Annotated in this window: 19 protein-coding genes; 9 read left to right on the top strand and 10 right to left on the bottom strand. The window is 64.7% G+C overall.

Annotated features, from left to right (window positions below; all coding sequences use genetic code 11):
• Nucleotides 1–42: 42 nt before the first annotated feature.
• On the bottom strand, nt 43–2433 hold the full coding sequence (locus PXK07_RS08685) for a mechanosensitive ion channel family protein (protein ID WP_274847826.1): 2391 nt from the start codon (nt 2431–2433) through the stop codon (nt 43–45).
• Nucleotides 2434–2652: 219 nt separating this feature from the next.
• On the opposite strand from PXK07_RS08685, the gene PXK07_RS08680 reads away from it, so the two are divergent.
• Genes PXK07_RS08680 through PXK07_RS08650 form a run of 7 tightly spaced genes read left to right on the top strand, consistent with a single transcriptional unit; the run spans nt 2653 to nt 9154 of the window.
• Complete coding sequence (locus PXK07_RS08680) at nt 2653–3879, top strand: glycosyltransferase family protein (protein ID WP_274847825.1); 1227 nt, start codon at nt 2653–2655, stop codon at nt 3877–3879.
• A complete protein-coding gene (locus PXK07_RS08675) occupies nt 3876–5120 on the top strand; it encodes a glycosyltransferase family 4 protein (protein ID WP_274847824.1) in 1245 nt (414 codons plus the stop codon). The genes PXK07_RS08680 and PXK07_RS08675 overlap by 4 nt, the downstream gene beginning before the upstream one ends.
• On the top strand, nt 5117–6205 hold the full coding sequence (locus PXK07_RS08670; protein ID WP_274847823.1) for a glycosyltransferase family 4 protein: 1089 nt from the start codon (nt 5117–5119) through the stop codon (nt 6203–6205). The genes PXK07_RS08675 and PXK07_RS08670 overlap by 4 nt, the downstream gene beginning before the upstream one ends.
• Complete coding sequence (locus PXK07_RS08665) at nt 6202–6789, top strand: histidine phosphatase family protein (RefSeq protein WP_274847822.1); 588 nt, start codon at nt 6202–6204, stop codon at nt 6787–6789. The genes PXK07_RS08670 and PXK07_RS08665 overlap by 4 nt, the downstream gene beginning before the upstream one ends.
• Nucleotides 6786–7922 (top strand): glycosyltransferase family protein, encoded by a 1137-nt coding sequence (locus tag PXK07_RS08660; RefSeq protein WP_274847821.1) that lies wholly within the window; start codon nt 6786–6788, stop codon nt 7920–7922. Before PXK07_RS08665 ends, PXK07_RS08660 begins: the two co-directional genes overlap by 4 nt.
• The gene (locus tag PXK07_RS08655) at nt 7919–8677 is read left to right on the top strand and encodes a polysaccharide deacetylase family protein (RefSeq protein WP_274847820.1); all 759 of its coding nucleotides are present in this window, start codon (nt 7919–7921) and stop codon (nt 8675–8677) included. The genes PXK07_RS08660 and PXK07_RS08655 overlap by 4 nt, the downstream gene beginning before the upstream one ends.
• Nucleotides 8678–9154: a class I SAM-dependent methyltransferase gene (locus tag PXK07_RS08650; protein ID WP_274847819.1), complete on the top strand. Its 477-nt coding sequence runs from the start codon at nt 8678–8680 to the stop codon at nt 9152–9154.
• A gap of 17 nt (nt 9155–9171) precedes the next feature.
• Here PXK07_RS08650 and PXK07_RS08645 read toward each other — a convergent pair whose 3' ends face one another.
• Together PXK07_RS08645 and PXK07_RS08640 are read right to left on the bottom strand one after the other, a co-directional pair.
• Nucleotides 9172–9978, bottom strand: a complete 807-nt coding sequence (locus PXK07_RS08645) for a metallophosphoesterase (RefSeq protein ID WP_274847817.1) — start codon at nt 9976–9978, stop codon at nt 9172–9174.
• Between the two features lie 38 nt (nt 9979–10016).
• Nucleotides 10017–11159 (bottom strand): alpha-D-ribose 1-methylphosphonate 5-triphosphate diphosphatase, encoded by a 1143-nt coding sequence (locus tag PXK07_RS08640; protein WP_274847816.1) that lies wholly within the window; start codon nt 11157–11159, stop codon nt 10017–10019.
• 52 nt (nt 11160–11211) lie between these two features.
• On the opposite strand from PXK07_RS08640, the gene PXK07_RS08635 reads away from it, so the two are divergent.
• Nucleotides 11212–11895, top strand: a complete 684-nt coding sequence (locus tag PXK07_RS08635) for a DUF1045 domain-containing protein (RefSeq protein ID WP_274847815.1) — start codon at nt 11212–11214, stop codon at nt 11893–11895.
• Here PXK07_RS08635 and phnN read toward each other — a convergent pair.
• From phnN to phnG, 7 genes are read right to left on the bottom strand one after another with little or no spacing between them, the layout of a single operon-like run.
• Nucleotides 11877–12437 carry a phosphonate metabolism protein/1,5-bisphosphokinase (PRPP-forming) PhnN gene (phnN, locus tag PXK07_RS08630; protein WP_274847814.1) on the bottom strand — a complete coding sequence of 187 codons (561 nt, stop codon included), beginning with the start codon at nt 12435–12437 and terminating at the stop codon, nt 11877–11879. The genes PXK07_RS08635 and phnN overlap by 19 nt on opposite strands.
• Nucleotides 12434–13117 (bottom strand): phosphonate C-P lyase system protein PhnL, encoded by a 684-nt coding sequence (gene phnL / locus PXK07_RS08625; RefSeq protein ID WP_274847813.1) that lies wholly within the window; start codon nt 13115–13117, stop codon nt 12434–12436. Before phnL ends, phnN begins: the two co-directional genes overlap by 4 nt.
• A 10-nt stretch (nt 13118–13127) precedes the next feature.
• Nucleotides 13128–13898 (bottom strand): phosphonate C-P lyase system protein PhnK, encoded by a 771-nt coding sequence (gene phnK, locus PXK07_RS08620; protein ID WP_192964531.1) that lies wholly within the window; start codon nt 13896–13898, stop codon nt 13128–13130.
• Nucleotides 13895–14755: an alpha-D-ribose 1-methylphosphonate 5-phosphate C-P-lyase PhnJ gene (locus tag PXK07_RS08615; RefSeq protein WP_274847812.1), complete on the bottom strand. Its 861-nt coding sequence runs from the start codon at nt 14753–14755 to the stop codon at nt 13895–13897. The genes phnK and PXK07_RS08615 overlap by 4 nt, the downstream gene beginning before the upstream one ends.
• Nucleotides 14756–14797: 42 nt before the next feature.
• A complete protein-coding gene (locus PXK07_RS08610; protein ID WP_274847811.1) occupies nt 14798–15898 on the bottom strand; it encodes a carbon-phosphorus lyase complex subunit PhnI in 1101 nt (366 codons plus the stop codon).
• Nucleotides 15899–15901: 3 nt separating this feature from the next.
• Nucleotides 15902–16486, bottom strand: a complete 585-nt coding sequence (gene phnH / locus PXK07_RS08605) for a phosphonate C-P lyase system protein PhnH (RefSeq protein ID WP_274847810.1) — start codon at nt 16484–16486, stop codon at nt 15902–15904.
• A complete protein-coding gene (gene phnG / locus PXK07_RS08600) occupies nt 16486–16938 on the bottom strand; it encodes a phosphonate C-P lyase system protein PhnG (RefSeq protein ID WP_274847809.1) in 453 nt (150 codons plus the stop codon). The genes phnH and phnG overlap by 1 nt, the downstream gene beginning before the upstream one ends.
• A 108-nt stretch (nt 16939–17046) precedes the next feature.
• Between phnG and phnF the strand changes: the two genes are divergently transcribed.
• Nucleotides 17047–17760, top strand: coding sequence for a phosphonate metabolism transcriptional regulator PhnF (phnF, locus tag PXK07_RS08595; protein WP_274847808.1), 714 nt, complete (start codon nt 17047–17049; stop codon nt 17758–17760).
• The last annotated feature ends 227 nt before the right edge of the window (nt 17761–17987 follow it).

Below are 17987 nucleotides of genomic sequence, written 5' to 3'. Positions count from 1 at the left end.
CATGCGCACCGGCGCGGGGGCGGGAGCACGCCCGGAGCGGATCTAACGGTCGCCCCCGCCCTCGTTCACATCCAGCAGGTCCTCATCGATCGCCGCCTGTACCGCACCTGCCAGTGCTTCCTTTTTCTGCGGCGTCAGGGCCTCGCTCTGATCTTCTGCCAGGCGCACGGTGACCTCGCGGTGGGCAAACTTGATGCCTTCACGCTCGAACAGCTGGCGGATTTCCTCATAGACCTTCTTGCGCACCAGCCACTGGTCGCCCGGCTTGGTCATGAACTTCACCCGGATGATCATCGCGGAATCCTGCATCTCGATCACACCCTGCGATTTCAGCGGCTGGATGAAGTTGTCACCGATGACCGGGTCGCTGAGCAGCTCCTGCCCCAGCTTCTTGATCAGCTTGCGCACCTTTTCCACGTCGGTGTCATAGGTCACCCGCAGCGGCAGTTTCATCATCACCCAATCGCGGGAGTAATTGGTCAGAACCCGGATTTCACCAAAGGGGATGGTGTGCAGGGCGCCCAGGTGATGACGCAGCTGGAAGGAGCGAACCGAGATCTTCTCGACCGTACCCTTCACATCGCCGATGTCGATATACTCGCCCTTGCGAAACGCGTCATCGACCAGGAAGAAGGCCCCTGAAAAGATGTCCCGCACCAAGGCCTGCGAGCCAAAGCCCACCGCCAGACCAACCACACCGGCACCCGCGAACAAGGGGCTGACGTTGATGCCCAGTTCCAGCAGCACGATCAGGATGATCGACACCAGCACCACCGCAAGGATAGCGCCCCGGAACAGCGGCAGAAGGGTTGCCAGGCGGCTGGCACCACCGGCGCCACCCTCGTCGCCCAGCTCGGCCTCGGGCAGGTCGCCGACCTCCTCGTCGATCTTTCCATCGATCCAGATGCGCGCCGCGTTGTAGACGATATAGCCGATGAACAGGATCACCACGACATCGTACAGACGGTCGATGGCGGAATCCTCGATCCAGTCCAGATCCGGGTTCCAGACGTAAAACAGCGCCACCGCCCCCATCACGAAGGCCAGGATCCCCGCCACCCGGCGCGCCAGGTCTTCGAAGGATGCAATGGGATGGCGCCTGCGGGCCGGGGCGGCAGCTGCCTCCTCGCCTTCTCCTGGCTCCGGCTCGTCTTCACCGGCCTCCCGCTGCGGCAGACGCCGCCTGCCTGCGTAGGCCTCGATGCCGTAGTTGATGACGCCGTAGACCACCAGGATCGAGGTCAGTGCCAGATAGGTGCCCATCATCAGCGGGATGGACACGTTCCGCTCCAGCACCAGGTCAAAGGCGAGTTCCAGCCAGCCAAAGATGATATAGGCCACAACCGCCGGCGCCCAGGCCACTGACAGCACGCGCAGCAGCCAGGAGCAGTCCTCCGGCGGGCAGCCTGCCCGGATCGCCCCGGTGATGGCACGGGCGTTGAAGGCCACAAGCGCCAGATTTCCCACCAGCCCGATCAGCGCCAGCCCGCCGTAGACAACCGCGTAGACATTGTAGGTGAGGCCAAAATCCCCCACCCAGGAGGCAAAGACCAGGCTCGAGATATCATAGGTCGCCAGGATCGACGCCCAAAGATAGAGCCGCTTGGCATCGCGGTCGGAAAAAACCGGGATCCGGTACTGGCTGAGATAGGGCGACAGCACCATCCGCCACAGGTCCGATACCGTGCGCGACAGGAAGAACGCCGTATAGATGGCCAGAACCGTCAACCGCACCGAAGCATCCTCAGACGCGCCGAAGATCAGGTAGGATCCGAACAGCGCCACTGCCATCGTGAAGATCGTCCCGCCGACGCCCAGCAGGAAGCGGAACACCAGGAAGGGCATCTTCTCGAGATAGCCCTCGGGTTGATCCTTGGTCCGGGCAACGACATGCTTCAGAGCGAACCTCTTGCCATAGATCTCGACCGTGACCCAACGCCCGAAGAACAGGAACAACAGGCTCCAGAACAGCAGCTCCACATAGGTCATGATGCGCCCATCCGGGCTGGTCTGGCGCAGGATGTATTTCATCTCGAAGACCGAATAGGGCAAGGCCTCCAACCGGCTGCGCAACTCGTCGCGGAAGATGTCCATTTCCGACTGGGCCTTCATCAACATCGAGGCCCCTTCCATCTTGTCAGGGGTCCCTGCGGCCTCTTCGCCCGAGGCGCCACCGCCCAATCGCGCCCCGGTGCCATCGACGATGATCACCCCGACGCCCTTTTCGGCAGCCAGTTCGATGGCCCGGGCAAAAGGATCTGCCTGCGCATTGCCTTCCCCATCAGGGACCGACTGCGCCTCTGCCTCGCCTTCCAACTGGCCATAGAGGCTGACCTGCGCCTGGACAGGCCCCGCGACCGACACCAGCAGAACAACAAGAAACAGAAAGGCCGCAATCACTTGGGCAGAACGCCGGAAGACACCGAAAATCATGGTCTGGAAATCCTCGTACAGGTTGGGTCAGGTTAGCCAGCCCCCAGGACGGGTGCAATCGCCAGGGCGCAACAGGCGATCACAGTTTGCGAAGCTGCCCGTAAAGCCTCTCAATTCCATGCCAATTTTTGCGCAATCGGCAGACCGGGGGCCGATCACCCTTGATTTCGGCGCCTGCCTATTGCACCACCGCTCTGTTCCACCTGTTCAGGCAGCCAGATGAAAGACCAGACCAGCTCCACAGCCGACAGGGAAAACGGCACACGTGGCCCAAGGGTGATGCTATATAGCCACGACACCTTTGGCCTAGGCCATCTGCGCCGTTCCCGGGCACTGGCGGGCGCCATCACCGCAGCGGATCCGTCCGCCTCGGCGCTGATCCTGACCGGTTCCCCGGTGGCGGGGCGCTTTGCCTTTCCCAGCCGGGTCGATCACATGCGCCTGCCCGGGGTCATCAAACGCGCCGATGGCAGCTATGCCTCGCGCACCATGGGGATGAGCATCGAGGAAACCACCGAGATGCGCGCCGGGCTGATCCGCTCGATGGCGCAGCAATATGATCCCGATGTGCTGATCGTCGACAAGGAACCCACGGGGTTCCGCGGTGAGCTGATGCCCGCGCTTGATTGCCTGCGTAGCCGGGGCCGCTGCAAGCTGGTGCTGGGCCTGCGCGATGTGCTGGACGAACCCGAGGTTCTGGCCGCCGAATGGGCCCGCAAGGGTGCCGTGCCGGTCACCGAAAACTACTATGACGAGATCTGGGTCTATGGGCTCAGCTCGGTTTACGATCCCACCCAGGGGCTGGATCTGTCCGCCGACACCCGCGCCCGCATGCATTGGACCGGCTACCTGCGCCGCGACCTGGGCCAGATCGGTGAGCCGCCCGCGCAACCCTATGTGCTGATCACCCCCGGTGGCGGCGGGGATGGGGCGATGATGGTGGATCTGGTTCTTTCTGCCTATGAACGCGATCCTGATCTCAGCCCGCGCGCCGTCCTGGTCTATGGCCCCTTCCTGTCCGGTGAAACCCGCGAAGCCTTCGAGTCCCGAGTCGCCGCGCTCGATGGGCGGGTGACCTCGGTGGGATTTGAAAGCCGTATCGAAACGCTGTTTGCCGGGGCCTGCGGCGTGGTCTGCATGGGCGGCTACAACACCTTCTGCGAAGTGCTGTCCTTTGACAGGCCCGCCGTGATCGTGCCGCGCACCACCCCGCGCCTGGAACAATGGATCCGCGCCAGCCGGGCCGAGGAACTGGGCCTCGTCGCCATGCTGGACGAGAACCGCGACGGCTGGACACCCGAAGCGATGATCCGCGCCATTCGCGCGCTGCAGGATCAGCAGCCCCCCTCTGCCGCCTTTACCGACGGGCTGCTGGAGGGGCTTGATTATGTCACCCACCGGGTCGCGGCCCTGTTGCAGACCGAACCGCGAAAGGCCGCCAAATGAGTGACCCCCGACCACCGCTTGCCGTTCTGGTCAAGGGCTGGCCACGGTTGTCCGAAACCTTCATCGCCCAGGAACTGGTCGCGCTGGAGGCCGCCGGTCACAGCTTTGAAATCTGGTCTCTGCGTCATCCGACGGATGTGAAACGCCATCCCCTGCACGAACGCCTGCAGGCGCAGGTGAACTACCTGCCCGAATACCTCTATCAGGAACCAGACCGCGTCTGGCGCGCCCGCGAGATTGCACAACAACTTCCTGGTTATACCGAGGCATGGCGGATCTGGCGCGCCGACCTGCGCCGCGATCCCAGCCGCAACCGCATCCGCCGCTTTGGCCAGGCCTGCGTGCTGGCCGCCGAGATGCCGGACAGCGTTCTGGGGCTTTACGCACATTTCCTGCACACGCCGTCATCCGTGGCGCGCTATGCAGCGGTGATGCGCGGCCTGCCCTGGAGCTTTTCGGCGCACGCCAAGGACATCTGGACTTCTCCTGACTGGGAGATTGAGGAAAAACTCTCCACCACGCAGCACGGCGCCGCCTTTGGGGCCACCTGCACCGCCTTCGGCGCGCAGCACCTGCGCGAGATGTCGGACGACCCGGCGCGCATCGATCTGATCTACCACGGGCTGGACCTCAGCCGCTTTCCCGCCCCTCCCGATCGCAGCTGGCGCAAGGTCGGCGATCCGCTGCGCCTGATGTCCGTGGGCCGCCTGGTGGAAAAGAAGGGTTTTGACCGGCTCATTGCCGCGCTGACGCTGTTGCCCCAGGATCTGGACTGGCACTGGACCCATATCGGCGGCGGCGGTCTGGGGGATCTGTTGCAAGGCATGGCTGAGGATGCGGGCGTTGCGCATCGCATCACCTGGCGCGGCGCCTGCGATCAGCCCGAGGTGATCGAGGCCATGCGCGCAAGCGATATCTTCGTGCTGCCCAGCCGTGTGGCTGCCGATGGCGACCGCGACGGGCTGCCGAACGTGCTGATGGAGGCCGCCTCGCAGCGGCTGCCGATCCTGTCCACCCCCGTCTCCGCCATTCCCGAGTTCATCGACAGCGGCACCCACGGCACCTTGAGTGCCGACGCGCCCGAAGCGCTGGCCGCCGCGATCTGCGATCTAGCAAACGATCCGGGCAAGGCCGCCACCATGGCCGAGGCGGCGCTGATGCGCCTGCGTCAGGATTTCGGCATGGACCCCGGCATTGCCCGCCTGTCAGAGCGGCTCAATGCCATGCTGAACGGCGCATGACGAGCGGCAGCGGCAAACGCATCGCATTCTATGCGCCGATGAAATCGCCGCACAGCCCGGTGCCCTCGGGCGATAGGGAAGTCGCACGCAATCTGATCGATGTGATCGCGGCAGGCGGCGCAAAGGTCGATCTGGTCAGTGAAGCGCGCATCTACGACAAGGCAGGCGATGCCGATCGGCAGGAAAGCCTGCGCCAGATGGCCCGGCAGGAGGTCCAGCGCCTGCTGACCGAGATGCCGCCCGTGGATCTCTGGGTTACCTATCACAACTACTATAAGGCGCCGGACCTGATCGGCCCCGAGGTCGCCCGCGCCCGCGCCATTCCCTACGTGCAGATCGAAAGCACCCGCGCCACCAGCCGACTGACCGGGCCATGGGCGGGGTTTGCCAAGGCGGCCCATGAAGCCGCCGATGCCGCCGATGCCATCTTCTATTTCACCGCCAATGACCTCATCACCCTGGAGCGCGAGCGCTACGGGACGCAGGCGCTGGTACATCTGCCGCCCTTCCTGCCGCAGGCCGAATTGCCGCCTCCTTCGCCGCTCAAGGGACCGATGCTCAGCGTCGGCATGATGCGCGCGGGCGATAAACTCGCCTCCTACCAGATCATCGCCGAGACGCTTTCGTGCCTCGACAGAGACTGGCAGCTGGAAATCGCAGGCGATGGCCCGGCGCGGGCTGAGGTGGAGGCATTGATGGCGCCGTTTGGGTCCCGCGTGCGCTTTCTCGGCCAGTTGGACCGTGAGGGCCTGTCTGGAGCTTATGGCCGCGCCGCCCTGTTCCTCTGGCCCGGCGTCAACGAGGCCTTCGGCATGGCCTACCTCGAGGCCCAGGCGCATGGCCTGCCGGTGGTGGCGCAGGACCGTCCGGGGATGCGAGATGTTCTGGCGTCGGGAGCCTATCCCGCCCCGGAACAGGGGCCAGAAGCCCTGGCGCGCCAGATCAAGGCGCTGCTGGAAGATCCCGGTCTGCGCGCCCGGCGCAGCGCTGAAGCGCGCGAGATGATCGCGACCAACCACCTTGCCCCCGCCGCAACCTCCCGGTTCTGGGCCGCTGTGGCACCGCTCATGGAGGACCGCACATGATCCGCCTTGCCCTGTTGCGCCATGGCCATACCGAGTGGAACCGCGCGGGCCGCATCCAGGGGCGCAGCGACATTGCCCTGGATGAGACCGCCCGCAGCGAGTTGGCCGCCCAGTCCCTGCCCGCGCCCTGGGACGCGGCGGAACTCTGGTCCAGCCCCCTGTTAAGGGCCGCCGAAACCGCGAAACTGGTGGCAGGACGTGATCCCCGAACCGCGCCTGAACTGATTGAAATGGACTGGGGCGACTGGGAAGGTCTGCATGGGCTCGACCTGAAGGCCGATCCAGACAGCGGCTTTCGCGACATCGAACATTGGGGCTGGGGCTATCGCCCCCCCGGCGGCGAGACCCCGGCCGAGGTCTGGGCGCGCATCGCCCCCTGGCTGGAGCGGCTTACCCGAGATACCGTCGCCGTCTGCCATATCGGCATTATGCGGATGATCCTCGCCCGCGCCCATGGCTGGGATTTCAACGGCCCCGCGCCGTTTCGCATCAAGCGCAACCGGCTGTTTGTGGTGGAGATCGACCAGGGCAGCCTGACGCCCCTGCCCGATCCGATCCGCCTGATCCCGAAGGAAGCGCCATGAAGGTCCTGATCGCCGTCACGCATTTGCTGGGTACCGGGCATCTGTCGCGGGCGCTGACCCTGGGACGGGCCTTTGCCACGGCGGGACACCAGGTCTGCATCGCCTCGGGTGGTTTTCCGGCCGCGCAATTGCGGCATGAGGGTCTCGACCTTCTGCAACTGCCGCCCTTGCGATCTGATGGCGTGGACTTCACCCGGCTGTTGACACCCACAGGAACGGTGGCCGATGACCCCTATTTTGCCACGCGGCAACAGGTCTTGTGCGATGCGCTTGCACACATGCAGCCAGACCTGTTGATCACCGAGCTTTACCCCTTTGGCCGCCGCAGCCTGAAGGCGGAGTTCCTCGCGCTTTTGCAGGCGGCCCATGACTTGCCCCGGCGGCCCGTGGTGCTGGCTTCGATCCGCGATATCCTGGCGCCACCCTCCAAACCCAAGAAGGCGGTGGAGGCCGATGCCGTGATCGCGGAGTTCTACGACGCCGTGCTGGTGCATTCCGACCCCGCTGCCACCCGGCTCGACATCAGCTGGCCGGTCTCGGACATGCTGGCGGGCAAGCTGCGCTACACCGGTTACGTGGCGCCCCCGGCCGCAGCCCCGCACCCCGAACAGGCAGGCACGGGCGAGGTGCTGGTCAGCGCCGGTGGCGGCAGTGTCGGCGATGCGCTTTATCGCTGCGCATTGCAGGCTGCCCGGCAGATGCCCGGAACGACATGGCGCCTTCTGGTGGGTGGCGGTGATGCGCCAGAGCGGATCGCGCAGTTTGCCAGCCTTGGCTCTCCCGCCGTGATCGAAGCGGCGCGCCCCGATTTCCGGCAGATGCTGCGCCATGCCGCGGCCTCGGTCAGCATGTGCGGCTACAACACCGCGCTGGACCTGCTGCAGGCGGGCACGCCCGCGGTGCTGGTGCCCTTTGATGCGGGCAAGGAGGTGGAGCAATCCCTGCGCGCGGGCAGCCTTGCCCCCTTGAACGGCATCGAGGTTGTGAAGACCGCCGATCTTACCCCAGAAGGGCTGTCACAGGCGGTGCGCGCCGCGATGGCAGCCCCCGCCCGCGCCACCGACAGCTTCCGGTTTGACGGCGCCGCCAGAACGGTAGAGATTGCCGCCGAACTGGTGGGGAAACGGGAATGACGGCACAGTGGCGCGCCCTGGATCGGGAGCTGAAGGCCTGGCAAGACGCAGGCATGACCCTGCCCCTGTGGTGGCGCGACGACGATGCCGTCAAGCACACCCCCGAGCTTGAGCGGCTGGCCGACCTCTCAGGCAGGCTGGGCCTTCCGGTGCATCTCGCCATTATCCCCAAGGACGCGCAAGACAGCCTTGCCGATCACCTGCAAGATGCCTCGCAGCTGATCCCGGTGGTCCACGGATGGGCCCACATCAGCCACGCCCCGGCGACCGAGAAGAAAGCCGAGTTCGGCGCCCATCGCCCGGTGGATGACAGGCTGGAAGAGGCCGAGGCCGGGCTCTGCCGCCTCAAAGAGCTGTTCGGCCCCGCCCTGCGCCCGATGTTCGTGCCGCCCTGGAACCGCATCGCGCCGGACATGCTGCCTTGGATGGCGGGCCTTGGCTATGGCGCGCTCTCGACCTTCACGCCCCGCAGCCAGGTGAAACCGGCGCCGGGCCTTGTGCAGATCAACACACATCTTGATCCGATCGACTGGAAGGGCAGCCGCTCTTTGCTGCCCGAAGATCGGCTGATCCACCAGGTGACGCAGCAATTGCAGGATCGGCGCCTTGGCCAGGCGGACGCGGATGAACCCTATGGCATCCTGACCCACCACCTGGTGCATGATGCCGCGATCTGGACCTTCACCGAGGCGCTGATTGCCCACCTTCTGGCAGGGCCTGCCGTGGCCTGGACCTATGACGAAAGGACTTCCTGAATGAGCCGACTGGATTCGATGCTGCGCCGCCTGACCGCCCAGCGCGATGGACTGAACTGGGCCGCAGAGCAGATCGCGAATGTGCCCGGCGATGCGCTGGACATGGGGCTGGGCAACGGGCGCACCTATGACCACCTGCGCGAGATCCTGCCCGACCGCCGCATCTGGGTGATCGACCGGGTGCTGCAGTGCCACCCTTCCTGCGTGCCACCGGAACAGGATTTCCTGCAAGGCGAAGCCGAACCGATGCTGCAGCGCCTTGCCTCCGAGGGCCACAAGATCGTGCTGGCGCACTATGATTTCGGCTTTGGCGTCAAGGAAAAGGACGTCGCCGAGGCCGCTGCCATGTCGCCGGTCATCGCCTCAGTCATGGCACCGGGTGGCATCGTGGTCTCGGGTCAGCCGCTCGTGGGGTTCGAGGAACTCAGCGGCCCAGAAGGCATCCCCGAGGGGCGCTACATGTTCTACCGCGCCTGAAAAGAGACACTCGGGCGTCAGCGCCCCTGCGTGCCGACCTCATAGGAGCAGAAACTCTCGTTCTGGATGGTGATCCGGGAGCCGTCGATCAGGATGATGCCCAGACCGGGATCCTCCTGTGTCGGGGCAAAACTGTCCCAGTCCCAAGCGGGCACCGGAGGTGGGGCCTGAAACAGGACAGATCGCTGGGTGGCAAAGGGCAGGCCCGCCGCCACGCCGCTGACACTGCGGTGGACGTGGCCAATGCACAGCTGACACGGCCCGCTGATGTGCCGATTCACCAGCTCAAGGAAACTGTTCCCCTCCTCCATCCTGATCGCATCCAGCATCGGCAATCCCAGCTCCATCGGTGGGTGGTGGAGGAACAGGATCACCGGCAGACCTTCGGCCCGATCTCCGGCCTGTTGCAGTGCCTCTTGAAGCCACAGTCGCCGCGCTGCACAGAATTCCCCGGCTCCGGACGTCGGCTTGTGGGTGTCCAGCGCAAGGACCAGGGCACCCGACACAGGCACGGCATATTGCACGAAATCCTCCATGCAGCTGTCCGGTACCGGCAGGGTTTGGCGCAGAAGCGCGCGATCATCGTGGTTTCCCATCATCGGGAACCACGGCATGTCCAGCCGGTCCAGCAGGGGACGCAAGGCCATATAGTTTTCGAGGCTCGGGTGATTCAGCAGATCGCCCGAGATGACACAACAGTCAGCGTCCCCGTGGTGTGCATTGATATGGGCGATCGCCGCCTCCAGCCGTGCGCGGGGATCATGGCCAAGGGGGGCACCTTCGGCCACGAAATGAAGGTCGGACATCCAGATGATCTTAACCATGGGGCGCGCTCCGGGCAGACTGCTGCTGTCGTTCGAGATTATGCCACCCGCTGACCGCGAGCAAACACACCCTGCAGGGCAGGCACACCGGCACGCAGCCCAAAGCGGATCAGATCCGCACGCTTGCCGATCTCCAGCCGCCCGCGATCCTCAAGGCCAACCGCCTTGGCCGGGGCACAGGTGACGGTGGCCAGCCCCCGCGCCATATCGCCCCAGATTTCTCCCAGCCGCGCCGCTGCCAGCAAAAGCGCCGCCGGCACATAGTCGGAGGAGACGATATCGAGAAGATCCAGCTCGGCCAGTTCCTGCGCCGCCACATTGCCCGAATGCGAGCCGCCGCGGATCAGGTTCGGTGCCCCCATCATCACCTGGATGTCATGAGCATGGCAGGCGCGGGCCGCCTCCACGGTGGTGGGGAACTCGGCCAGGCGTATGCCGTGACCGGCCGAAACGGCGACCTGATCCTCGGTGGTGTCGTCATGGCTGGCCAGCACCGCGCCGAACCGCTGCGCTGCCTTCACTGCCTCCACCTCGTGCAGATCGCCATAGGTGTCGCGCATGGTCTTGAGGTTCGCGATATGCTGCAAAAAGGCGTCATCATCAAAGCCGTGCTTGCCCTTCACATAGGCCTCCAGTTTCGAGATGTCGCGGAACTGGCGCTGCCCCGGCGTGTGATCCATCAGGGAGACCAGCCCGACGCGGTCTTCATCGCCAAACTCATTGAGCTCATCCACCAGCGTTTCCGAGCAAACCTCGGCGCGCAGGTGCAGGAAATGACTGATCTTGAGCGCATCCTGGGCGCGCAGCTCCAAGAGTTCACTGGCAAGGCTGCGGGCATATTGGCCATAGCGCGCCTCCTTTGCCTTGATCGAACCCACGCGCATCGCGTCAAAGACCGTGGTGATCCCGGTGCCCGCCAGCTCCGCATCATGAGCGATGATCGCAGCGGCATGGGGCCAGTCCACCTTGGGGCGGGGCTGGATGTGACGCTCCAGATTATCCGTGTGCAGCTCGATCAGGCCAGGACTGACAAAATCACCGCCGCAATCCACCGCACCTGTGGGCACGCCCGTGCCCTCGGCCATATCCGCGATCTCTCCACCCTTGATCTTGATGCTACCGGTGCGGGTTTCGCCAGGCAGGACAAGGGTGGCATTGGCAAGGATCATCTCTTGTGTCATCTGGATTTCACATCTTTCGAGGTATTGGAAAGGCCACGTTTAGGAGGCCAATGTGACATTCACGCGATACGCGATCTATTTTGCGCCGCCCCACGGGGCGGAATGGAGCCAATTCGGTGCCAGCTGGCTGGGCTGGGATATGGAGACGGGGGAAGCGCTGCCGCACCCGGATCTGCCGGGGCTGGACGCGGTCGCCATCACCGCAACGCCGCGCAAGTATGGCCTGCATGCAACCATGAAACCGCCGATGCGGCTGGCCGAGGGGTCTTCGCAGGCCGATCTGGAGGCCGCCTGCGCCGCACTGGCCGCCACGCAGGCGCCGGTGACGCTGGACGGCTTGCAGCTGGCGCGGCTGGGCCGGTTTCTGGCGCTGCGCCCGGTTGGCGATGAAAGCGCTCTCAATGCGCTGGCCGCCGCTTGTGTCACGGAACTGGACGCCTTTCGCGCCCCTGCCCCCGAGGCAGAGCTTGAGCGCCGCCGCGCTGCGGGCCTCAGCCCCGAGCAGGAGAAGAACCTCGTGACCTGGGGCTATCCGTACGTGCTGGACCAGTTCCGCTTTCACATCACCCTGACTGGCAAGCGGCCCAAGCCCGAGCTGCCGGGCGTCGAGGCGGCCCTGCAGGCGCATCTGATCCCGCTCTTGCCCGCGCCCTTCGTGATCAAGGATCTGGCGCTGATGGGCGAAGATTCCGAGGGACGCTTTCACCTGATCCACCGCTACGCCCTGACCGGCTGAATCGCAGCGCGCGCGGCCATGACCGCCGCGCCCATATCGCCGCTGTTGTCGATCTCATGAACCTTGGCCAGCCCCGCAGGCAGGGGTTTACCCGCGCGGGCAAGTCGACGCTGCACCTCGGCGGCATCCTCGCGCCCGCGCGCCGCCAGACGGGCGGCGAGCACCTCGGGACGGGCCGTAACGGACAGCACCCGAAAATCGTCAAAGGCACCTTGTGCCTCCAGCAGCACCCCACGTGACAGGTTCACCAGAACGGCCGTGGCCCCGGCCCGAAGGCTCTCGATCTCTTTCGGAATGCCATAGTGCAGCCCATGGGCAGGCCAGTGCAGGGCAAAGGCGCCCTTGCCTGCAAGATCCAGAAATTCGGCTTCGGTCACCGGGGTGTAATCCTCACCCCCTGCCTCAGGCGCGCGGGTGATGACCCGGCGCATCAGATGCACGCCGGGATCGGCCTGCCGCAGCGCCCCCATCAGGCTGTCCTTACCGACGCCCGAGGGGCCGACAACAGCAATCACCGGCCCCTTTTTCATGGTCAGGCTCATGCCGCAACCTTTGGCGAAAAGCCCGAGACATCGACAAACCGGTCGCAGACCTGTTCGCGTGCGGCCTCGTCATGGAAGATGCCGACAATGGCCGCGCCGCGCGCCTTGGCTCCTTCGATCAGGTCCAGAACGGTCGCCCGGTTCTGCGCATCAAGGCTCGCCGTGGGTTCATCCAGCAGAAGCGCCGGATAGTCATAGGCAAAGCCCCGCGCGATATTCACCCGTTGCTGCTCCCCGCCGGAAAAGGTCGTGGGGCTGAGGCTCCAAAGCCGCTCGGGAATGTTGAGCCCCGCCAGCAGGGTCGCCGCCTTTTCGCGTGCCTCTTCAATGGGGGTGCCCACCGATAGCAGTGGTTCGGCCACCACATCCAGCGCGGGCACACGTGGCACCACGCGCAGGAACTGGCTGACATAGCCCAGCGTCTTGCGGCGCAGCGCGAGGATCTCGCGCGGCTCGGCCTTTGCCACATCCACGCCGCCCACCAGAATGCTGCCCGAGGCGGCGAGGTAATTGCCATAGATCAGCCGCATCAGGGTCGATTTACCGGCGCCGGATGCGCCCACCAGGCCGACGCATTCGCCAGGTTTGACGGAGAGCGTGGCACCCTCCATCACCGGGATCACCGCGCTGCCCTGATTGTGCAGGGTGAAGCTTTTGCTGACGTTTTGAAGTTCGATCATCCCTAAACCCTCACACCTGCAACACGCTGGAGACCAGCAGCTGCGTATAGCCATGTTGCGGATCGTCCAGCACCTGATCGGTGAGACCCGTTTCCACCACATGGCCGTCCTTCATCACCATCAGCCGATCCGCCAGCAGGCGCACCACCGCCAGATCATGAGTGACGATAATGGCGCTGAGACCCATCTCGCGCACGAGGCCCCGCAACAGATCCAGAAGCCGTGCCTGCACCGAAACATCGAGGCCCCCGGTGGGTTCGTCCATGAACACCAGCCGTGGCCCGGTTACCAGATTGCGAGCGATCTGAAGCCGCTGCTGCATGCCCCCCGAAAAGGCCGAGGGGCGGTCATCGATGCGCGCATCGGAAATCTCTACCCGGCCCAGCCAATCGGCCGCGCGGGCGCGAATATCGCCATAGTGACGGTCCCCCACGGCCATCAGCCGCTCGCCAATGTTGCCGCCGGCCGAGACCGACATGCGCAGCCCGTCGCGGGCGTGTTGGTGCACAAAGGCCCAGTCGGTGCGCCCCAGCATGCGGCGGGCGGGTTCGGACATGGTGACCGTATCCACCGGCCCGTCGGCGCGGGTGTCAAACACCACCTCTCCCCGATCCGGCGCCAGATGCCCGGCCAGGCAGTTCAGCAATGTGGACTTGCCCGAGCCGCTTTCGCCGACGATGCCCATGACCTCTCCGGGGTAAAGGTCAAAGCTCACATCGGTGCAGCCGATCCGCGCGCCATACATCTTGGCGACGTCTTTCACTTGCAGCAAAGGGGTCATGCCGCGGCCTCCTCTCCCAGGCGGCCCACATGGCCTGCCTCGCGCCGCGAACGGCAGTAATCGGTGTCCGAGCAGACAAACATCCGGTTGCCCGCATCATCGAGGATCACCTCATCCAGATAGCTGTCCTCTGCCGCACACAGGTCACACGGGTGATCGGCCTTGCTGGCCTCGAAAGGATAATCCTCGAAATCAAGCGAGACGACCTTGGTATAGGGCGGCACCGCGTAGATGCGCTGCTCACGGCCTGCGCCGAACAGCTGGATCGCTGCCATCTCCATCTTGGGGTTGTCGAACTTGGGGATCGGCGAGGGATCCATCACGTAGCGGTCCGATACCTTTACCGGATAGGCATAAGAGGTCGCGATGGCGCCGTGCTGGCTGATGTCCTCGTAAAGCTTCACATGCATCAGGCCATATTCCTGAAGCGCGTGCATCTTGCGGGTCTCGGTCTCGCGCGGCTCAAGAAAGCGCAGAGGCTCCGGGATCGGCACCTGATAGACGAGAATCTGATCTTCGGTCAGCTCCGCCTCGGGAATGCGGTGGCGGGTCTGGATGACGCTAGCCTTTTCCGTCTCTTCGGTGGTGGCAACACCGGCGGTGCGTTCAAAGAACTTGCGGATCGACACCGCGTTGGTGGTGTCATCGGCGCCCTGGTCGATCACCTTGAAGGTATCCTCGGGCGTCAACGTCGCGGCAGAGACCTGCACCCCGCCGGTGCCCCAGCCGTAGGGCATGGGCATTTCGCGGCTGGCAAAGGGCACCTGATAGCCCGGCACGGCAAGGCCTTTCAGGATCGCCCGCCGGATCATCCGCTTGGTCTGCTCGTCAAGATAGGCAAAGTTATAGTCAGACATTCTGGGCACCCTTCTTCAAAATGGCCCTGTGTTGTGTGAAGCTCATTCCGCAGCCTCCTTGGCCGCCATCTGCTCCACCGCCTCGGCGGCTTCTCGGCGCAGCTTGCGCACCAGTTCCAGCTCGGACTGGAAATCGACGTAATGGGGCAGCTTGATATGTTCGAGGAACCCGGTCGCCTGGATATTGTCCGAGTGGCTGAGCACGAATTCCTCGTCCTGCGCGGCAGCGCCGAGGTTGTCCTCTCCCAACTCCTTCCAGCGCAGCGCGCGGTCCACCAGCGCCATGGCGATGGACTTGCGCTCTGACTGGCCGAATACCAGGCCATAGCCACGGGTGAATTGCGGCGGCACGGTTTTTGAGCCTTTGAACTGGTTCACCGTCTCGCATTCAGTCAGCTCCACCTCGCCGATCTCGATGGCAAAGCCCAGCTCGGGGATCTCCATCTCAACCGCCACGGTGCCGATGCGCAATTCGCCCACAAAGGCGTGGTTGCGCGCGTAGCCACGCTGGGTGGAATAGGCCATGCCCAGGATGAACCCCTCGTCTCCGCGCGTCAGCGACTGCAGTCTGACCGATCGGTCAGCGGGAAAGGCCATCGGCTCACGCGTGAGGTCGCCGGGCTGAGCATCCGAGCTTGGTTCGCGCTCTATGATATCCTCGCCCTGCAGGAACTCAGTGATATGGGGTGTGGGTTCGGTGCGGGGGGCAGAGGTCGGCGCCTCCACGGCTTCCCCTTCGGCGGCCAGTTTGAAGTCGAGCAAACGGTGCGTGTAGTCGAAGGTCGGCCCCAGCACCTGCCCGCCCGGCGCATCCTTGAAGGTCGCCGAGATGCGCCGGTCGCAGGCCATCGCGCCAGTCTCCACCGGCAGCGTATAGCCAAAGCGCGGCAGGGTGGTGCGATAGGCGCGGATGAGGAAGATCGCCTCGATCAGATCGCCGCGCGACTGTTTGATCGCCAGCGCCGCTAGGTCGGGATCGAACAGCGAGCCTTCGGCCATCACCCGGTTCACCGCCAGCGCCAGCTGTTCGCGGATCTGCGCCAGTGACAGCTCGGCCACCGAGGTATCGCCCCGGCGCTCTTCGGCCAGCCAGGCATGGGCGTTGTCAATGGCGCGCTCGCCGCCCTTTACTGCAACATACATGCCTTAAGCCTCCGCACGGATCTGGGTCGAGCGCGGCAGCGCCGCCACCTGAGAACCAGAGGTGAAAAAGAAATCGACGCCCAAGGGATAGAGCATCGCATTGCTCGCGCAGGCCATCGGATCCGGTAAGCCCATCTGCGCTGTGTCCTTGATGCCCGGCCCACTGAGACTGGCATTGGCGGCGTCAAACCCCGCGACTTCGACGATCAGGGTGGTCGAACGATCCGGGTATTCCGCCGTACCGATGCGAAAACGGTCCAGCGGCATCAGCGCCTCCCAGCCGCCGAGGGCGAATTCCGCCTCTTCGGCCGCCACAATGGGTGCGCCGGTGTGAAAGGTCAGCCAGCCGCGCAAAGAGTCACTGTCAACGTCCGGCGCGAGGAAAACACCGGTTTCAGGATCGCAAAGCGTCAGCAGCAGGCTGCCCGCCGCGGGGGAAATCCCCTCTGGCGGGGTGGCACCCGTGATCTTTTGCACCGTGCCGGGGCGCGCCATGGCGTTCATTGCCGCGCGAAAGGCATGGGCCGAGGCCACCGGCGGATTGGCAAACCCACCTGCGTAGACCGTATTGTCCGTCATCTGGTTCATCAGTCCTCTCCCCGCACCATGGTGAAGAAATCGACCTTGGTCGCCGCAGCCTTGGAGGCGCGGGCTTCCTTGGCCGCCGCGCGCTCTTCCTGCAGCGGGGTCAGGATCATGGCGCGCAGGGTGTCTGCCGCGTCGGTCTGCATCAGGGCGTCGATCTTGGCGGCCATCTCGGCCTTGGCCTTAGAGCGGCCCTGCACATAGCCATGCCCGACGGTGCCATCGGTCAGCGACAGGGCGCAGCGGGTGACGGTCATCTCACCCAGATTGAAGGGCGCGCCGCTGCCGCCCATGCGGCCACGGACCATGACGCCGCCCGCCTCGGGCGCGCGCAGCCAGTCGAAGGCAGGTTCATGATCAAAGGCGCGCCAAAGGTCGGCAAGCCGGGCATCGTCAGCCGAGGCCAGCAGGCCCATCCAGGACTTCCGATCCTCTGCGGAAAAAGTGGTGTTCATCGTCTCAAAGCCTCTTGGCCGGGTTGTCTATACTTACTATACAACTAGACAAATATTAACTGACTCGCTGCCAAAGGCGCAATCGAAACCTTGTGAAAGTTTCATGACATGGCCCGCACCCCCGTCTGGAAATCCATCGCCACCGCCCTGACCGAGGACATCGCCCAAGCGCGCTATGACACCGGAGACAAACTGCCGGCCGAGGCGCAGCTGGCCGCGCGTTTTGGTGTCAACCGCCATACGGTGCGCCGCGCCCTGGCCGAGATGGCCGCAGGCGGGCTGGTGCATTCACGGCGCGGCGCCGGCGTCTTTGTGGCGGCAAGGCCAACGGATTACCCGATCGGCAAACGTGTGCGCTTTCACCAGAACATCTCCAAGGGCGGGCAGACGCCGGCCAAGCAGATCCTCACCACCGAAACCCGCGCCGCAGCAGAAGGCGAAGCCGCTGCACTGGGGCTTGCCGCCGGTGATATGGTGCATGTCTACGACGGATTATCCCTGGCGGACGGGCAGCCCATCGCCCTGTTTCAAAGCATATTTCCAAGCGATCGATTCCCCGGCATGCTGGAGACCCTGGAGGAGACGCAATCCGTCACCGCCGCCCTGAAACGCTGTGGCATTGAGGATTACACCCGCCTCGAGACCCGCATCACGGCACGCCAGGCGACCGCCACCCAGGCCCTGCACCTGCGCATCCCCGAAGGCGCCCCGATTCTGCGCACGACCGGGATCAATGTCGATGGGAACGGTCAGCCCATCGAATACGGCCGCACCTGGTTTGCAGGTGACAGGGTGACCCTGACTGTTGGCGGCGATGCGTAACGAGGCGGGCCCGTACAAACGCAAACCATTCGCCACATCCGGGTCAAGGGCCACGAAGTGGCCGTGCGTATGCACGGTTCACCCTTGAGGCGGATTTGACGGACCGAACACTCGACATGGCGCGTCAGGGCAGACCTGCCCCTGAGGCGCCTCTCAGCAAAGGAAAAGCGCCGCGCATAGCGCGGCGCCAGGCCCAACCGGGACAACGCATTTTTCAAATGCGGCGC

It is taken from the genome of Phaeobacter sp. QD34_24, assembly GCF_028890115.1.
Classification (GTDB): domain Bacteria; phylum Pseudomonadota; class Alphaproteobacteria; order Rhodobacterales; family Rhodobacteraceae; genus Phycobacter.
Note: the sequence above shows the minus strand (reverse complement) of the source record. Positions and strands in the feature narration are given on the sequence as shown.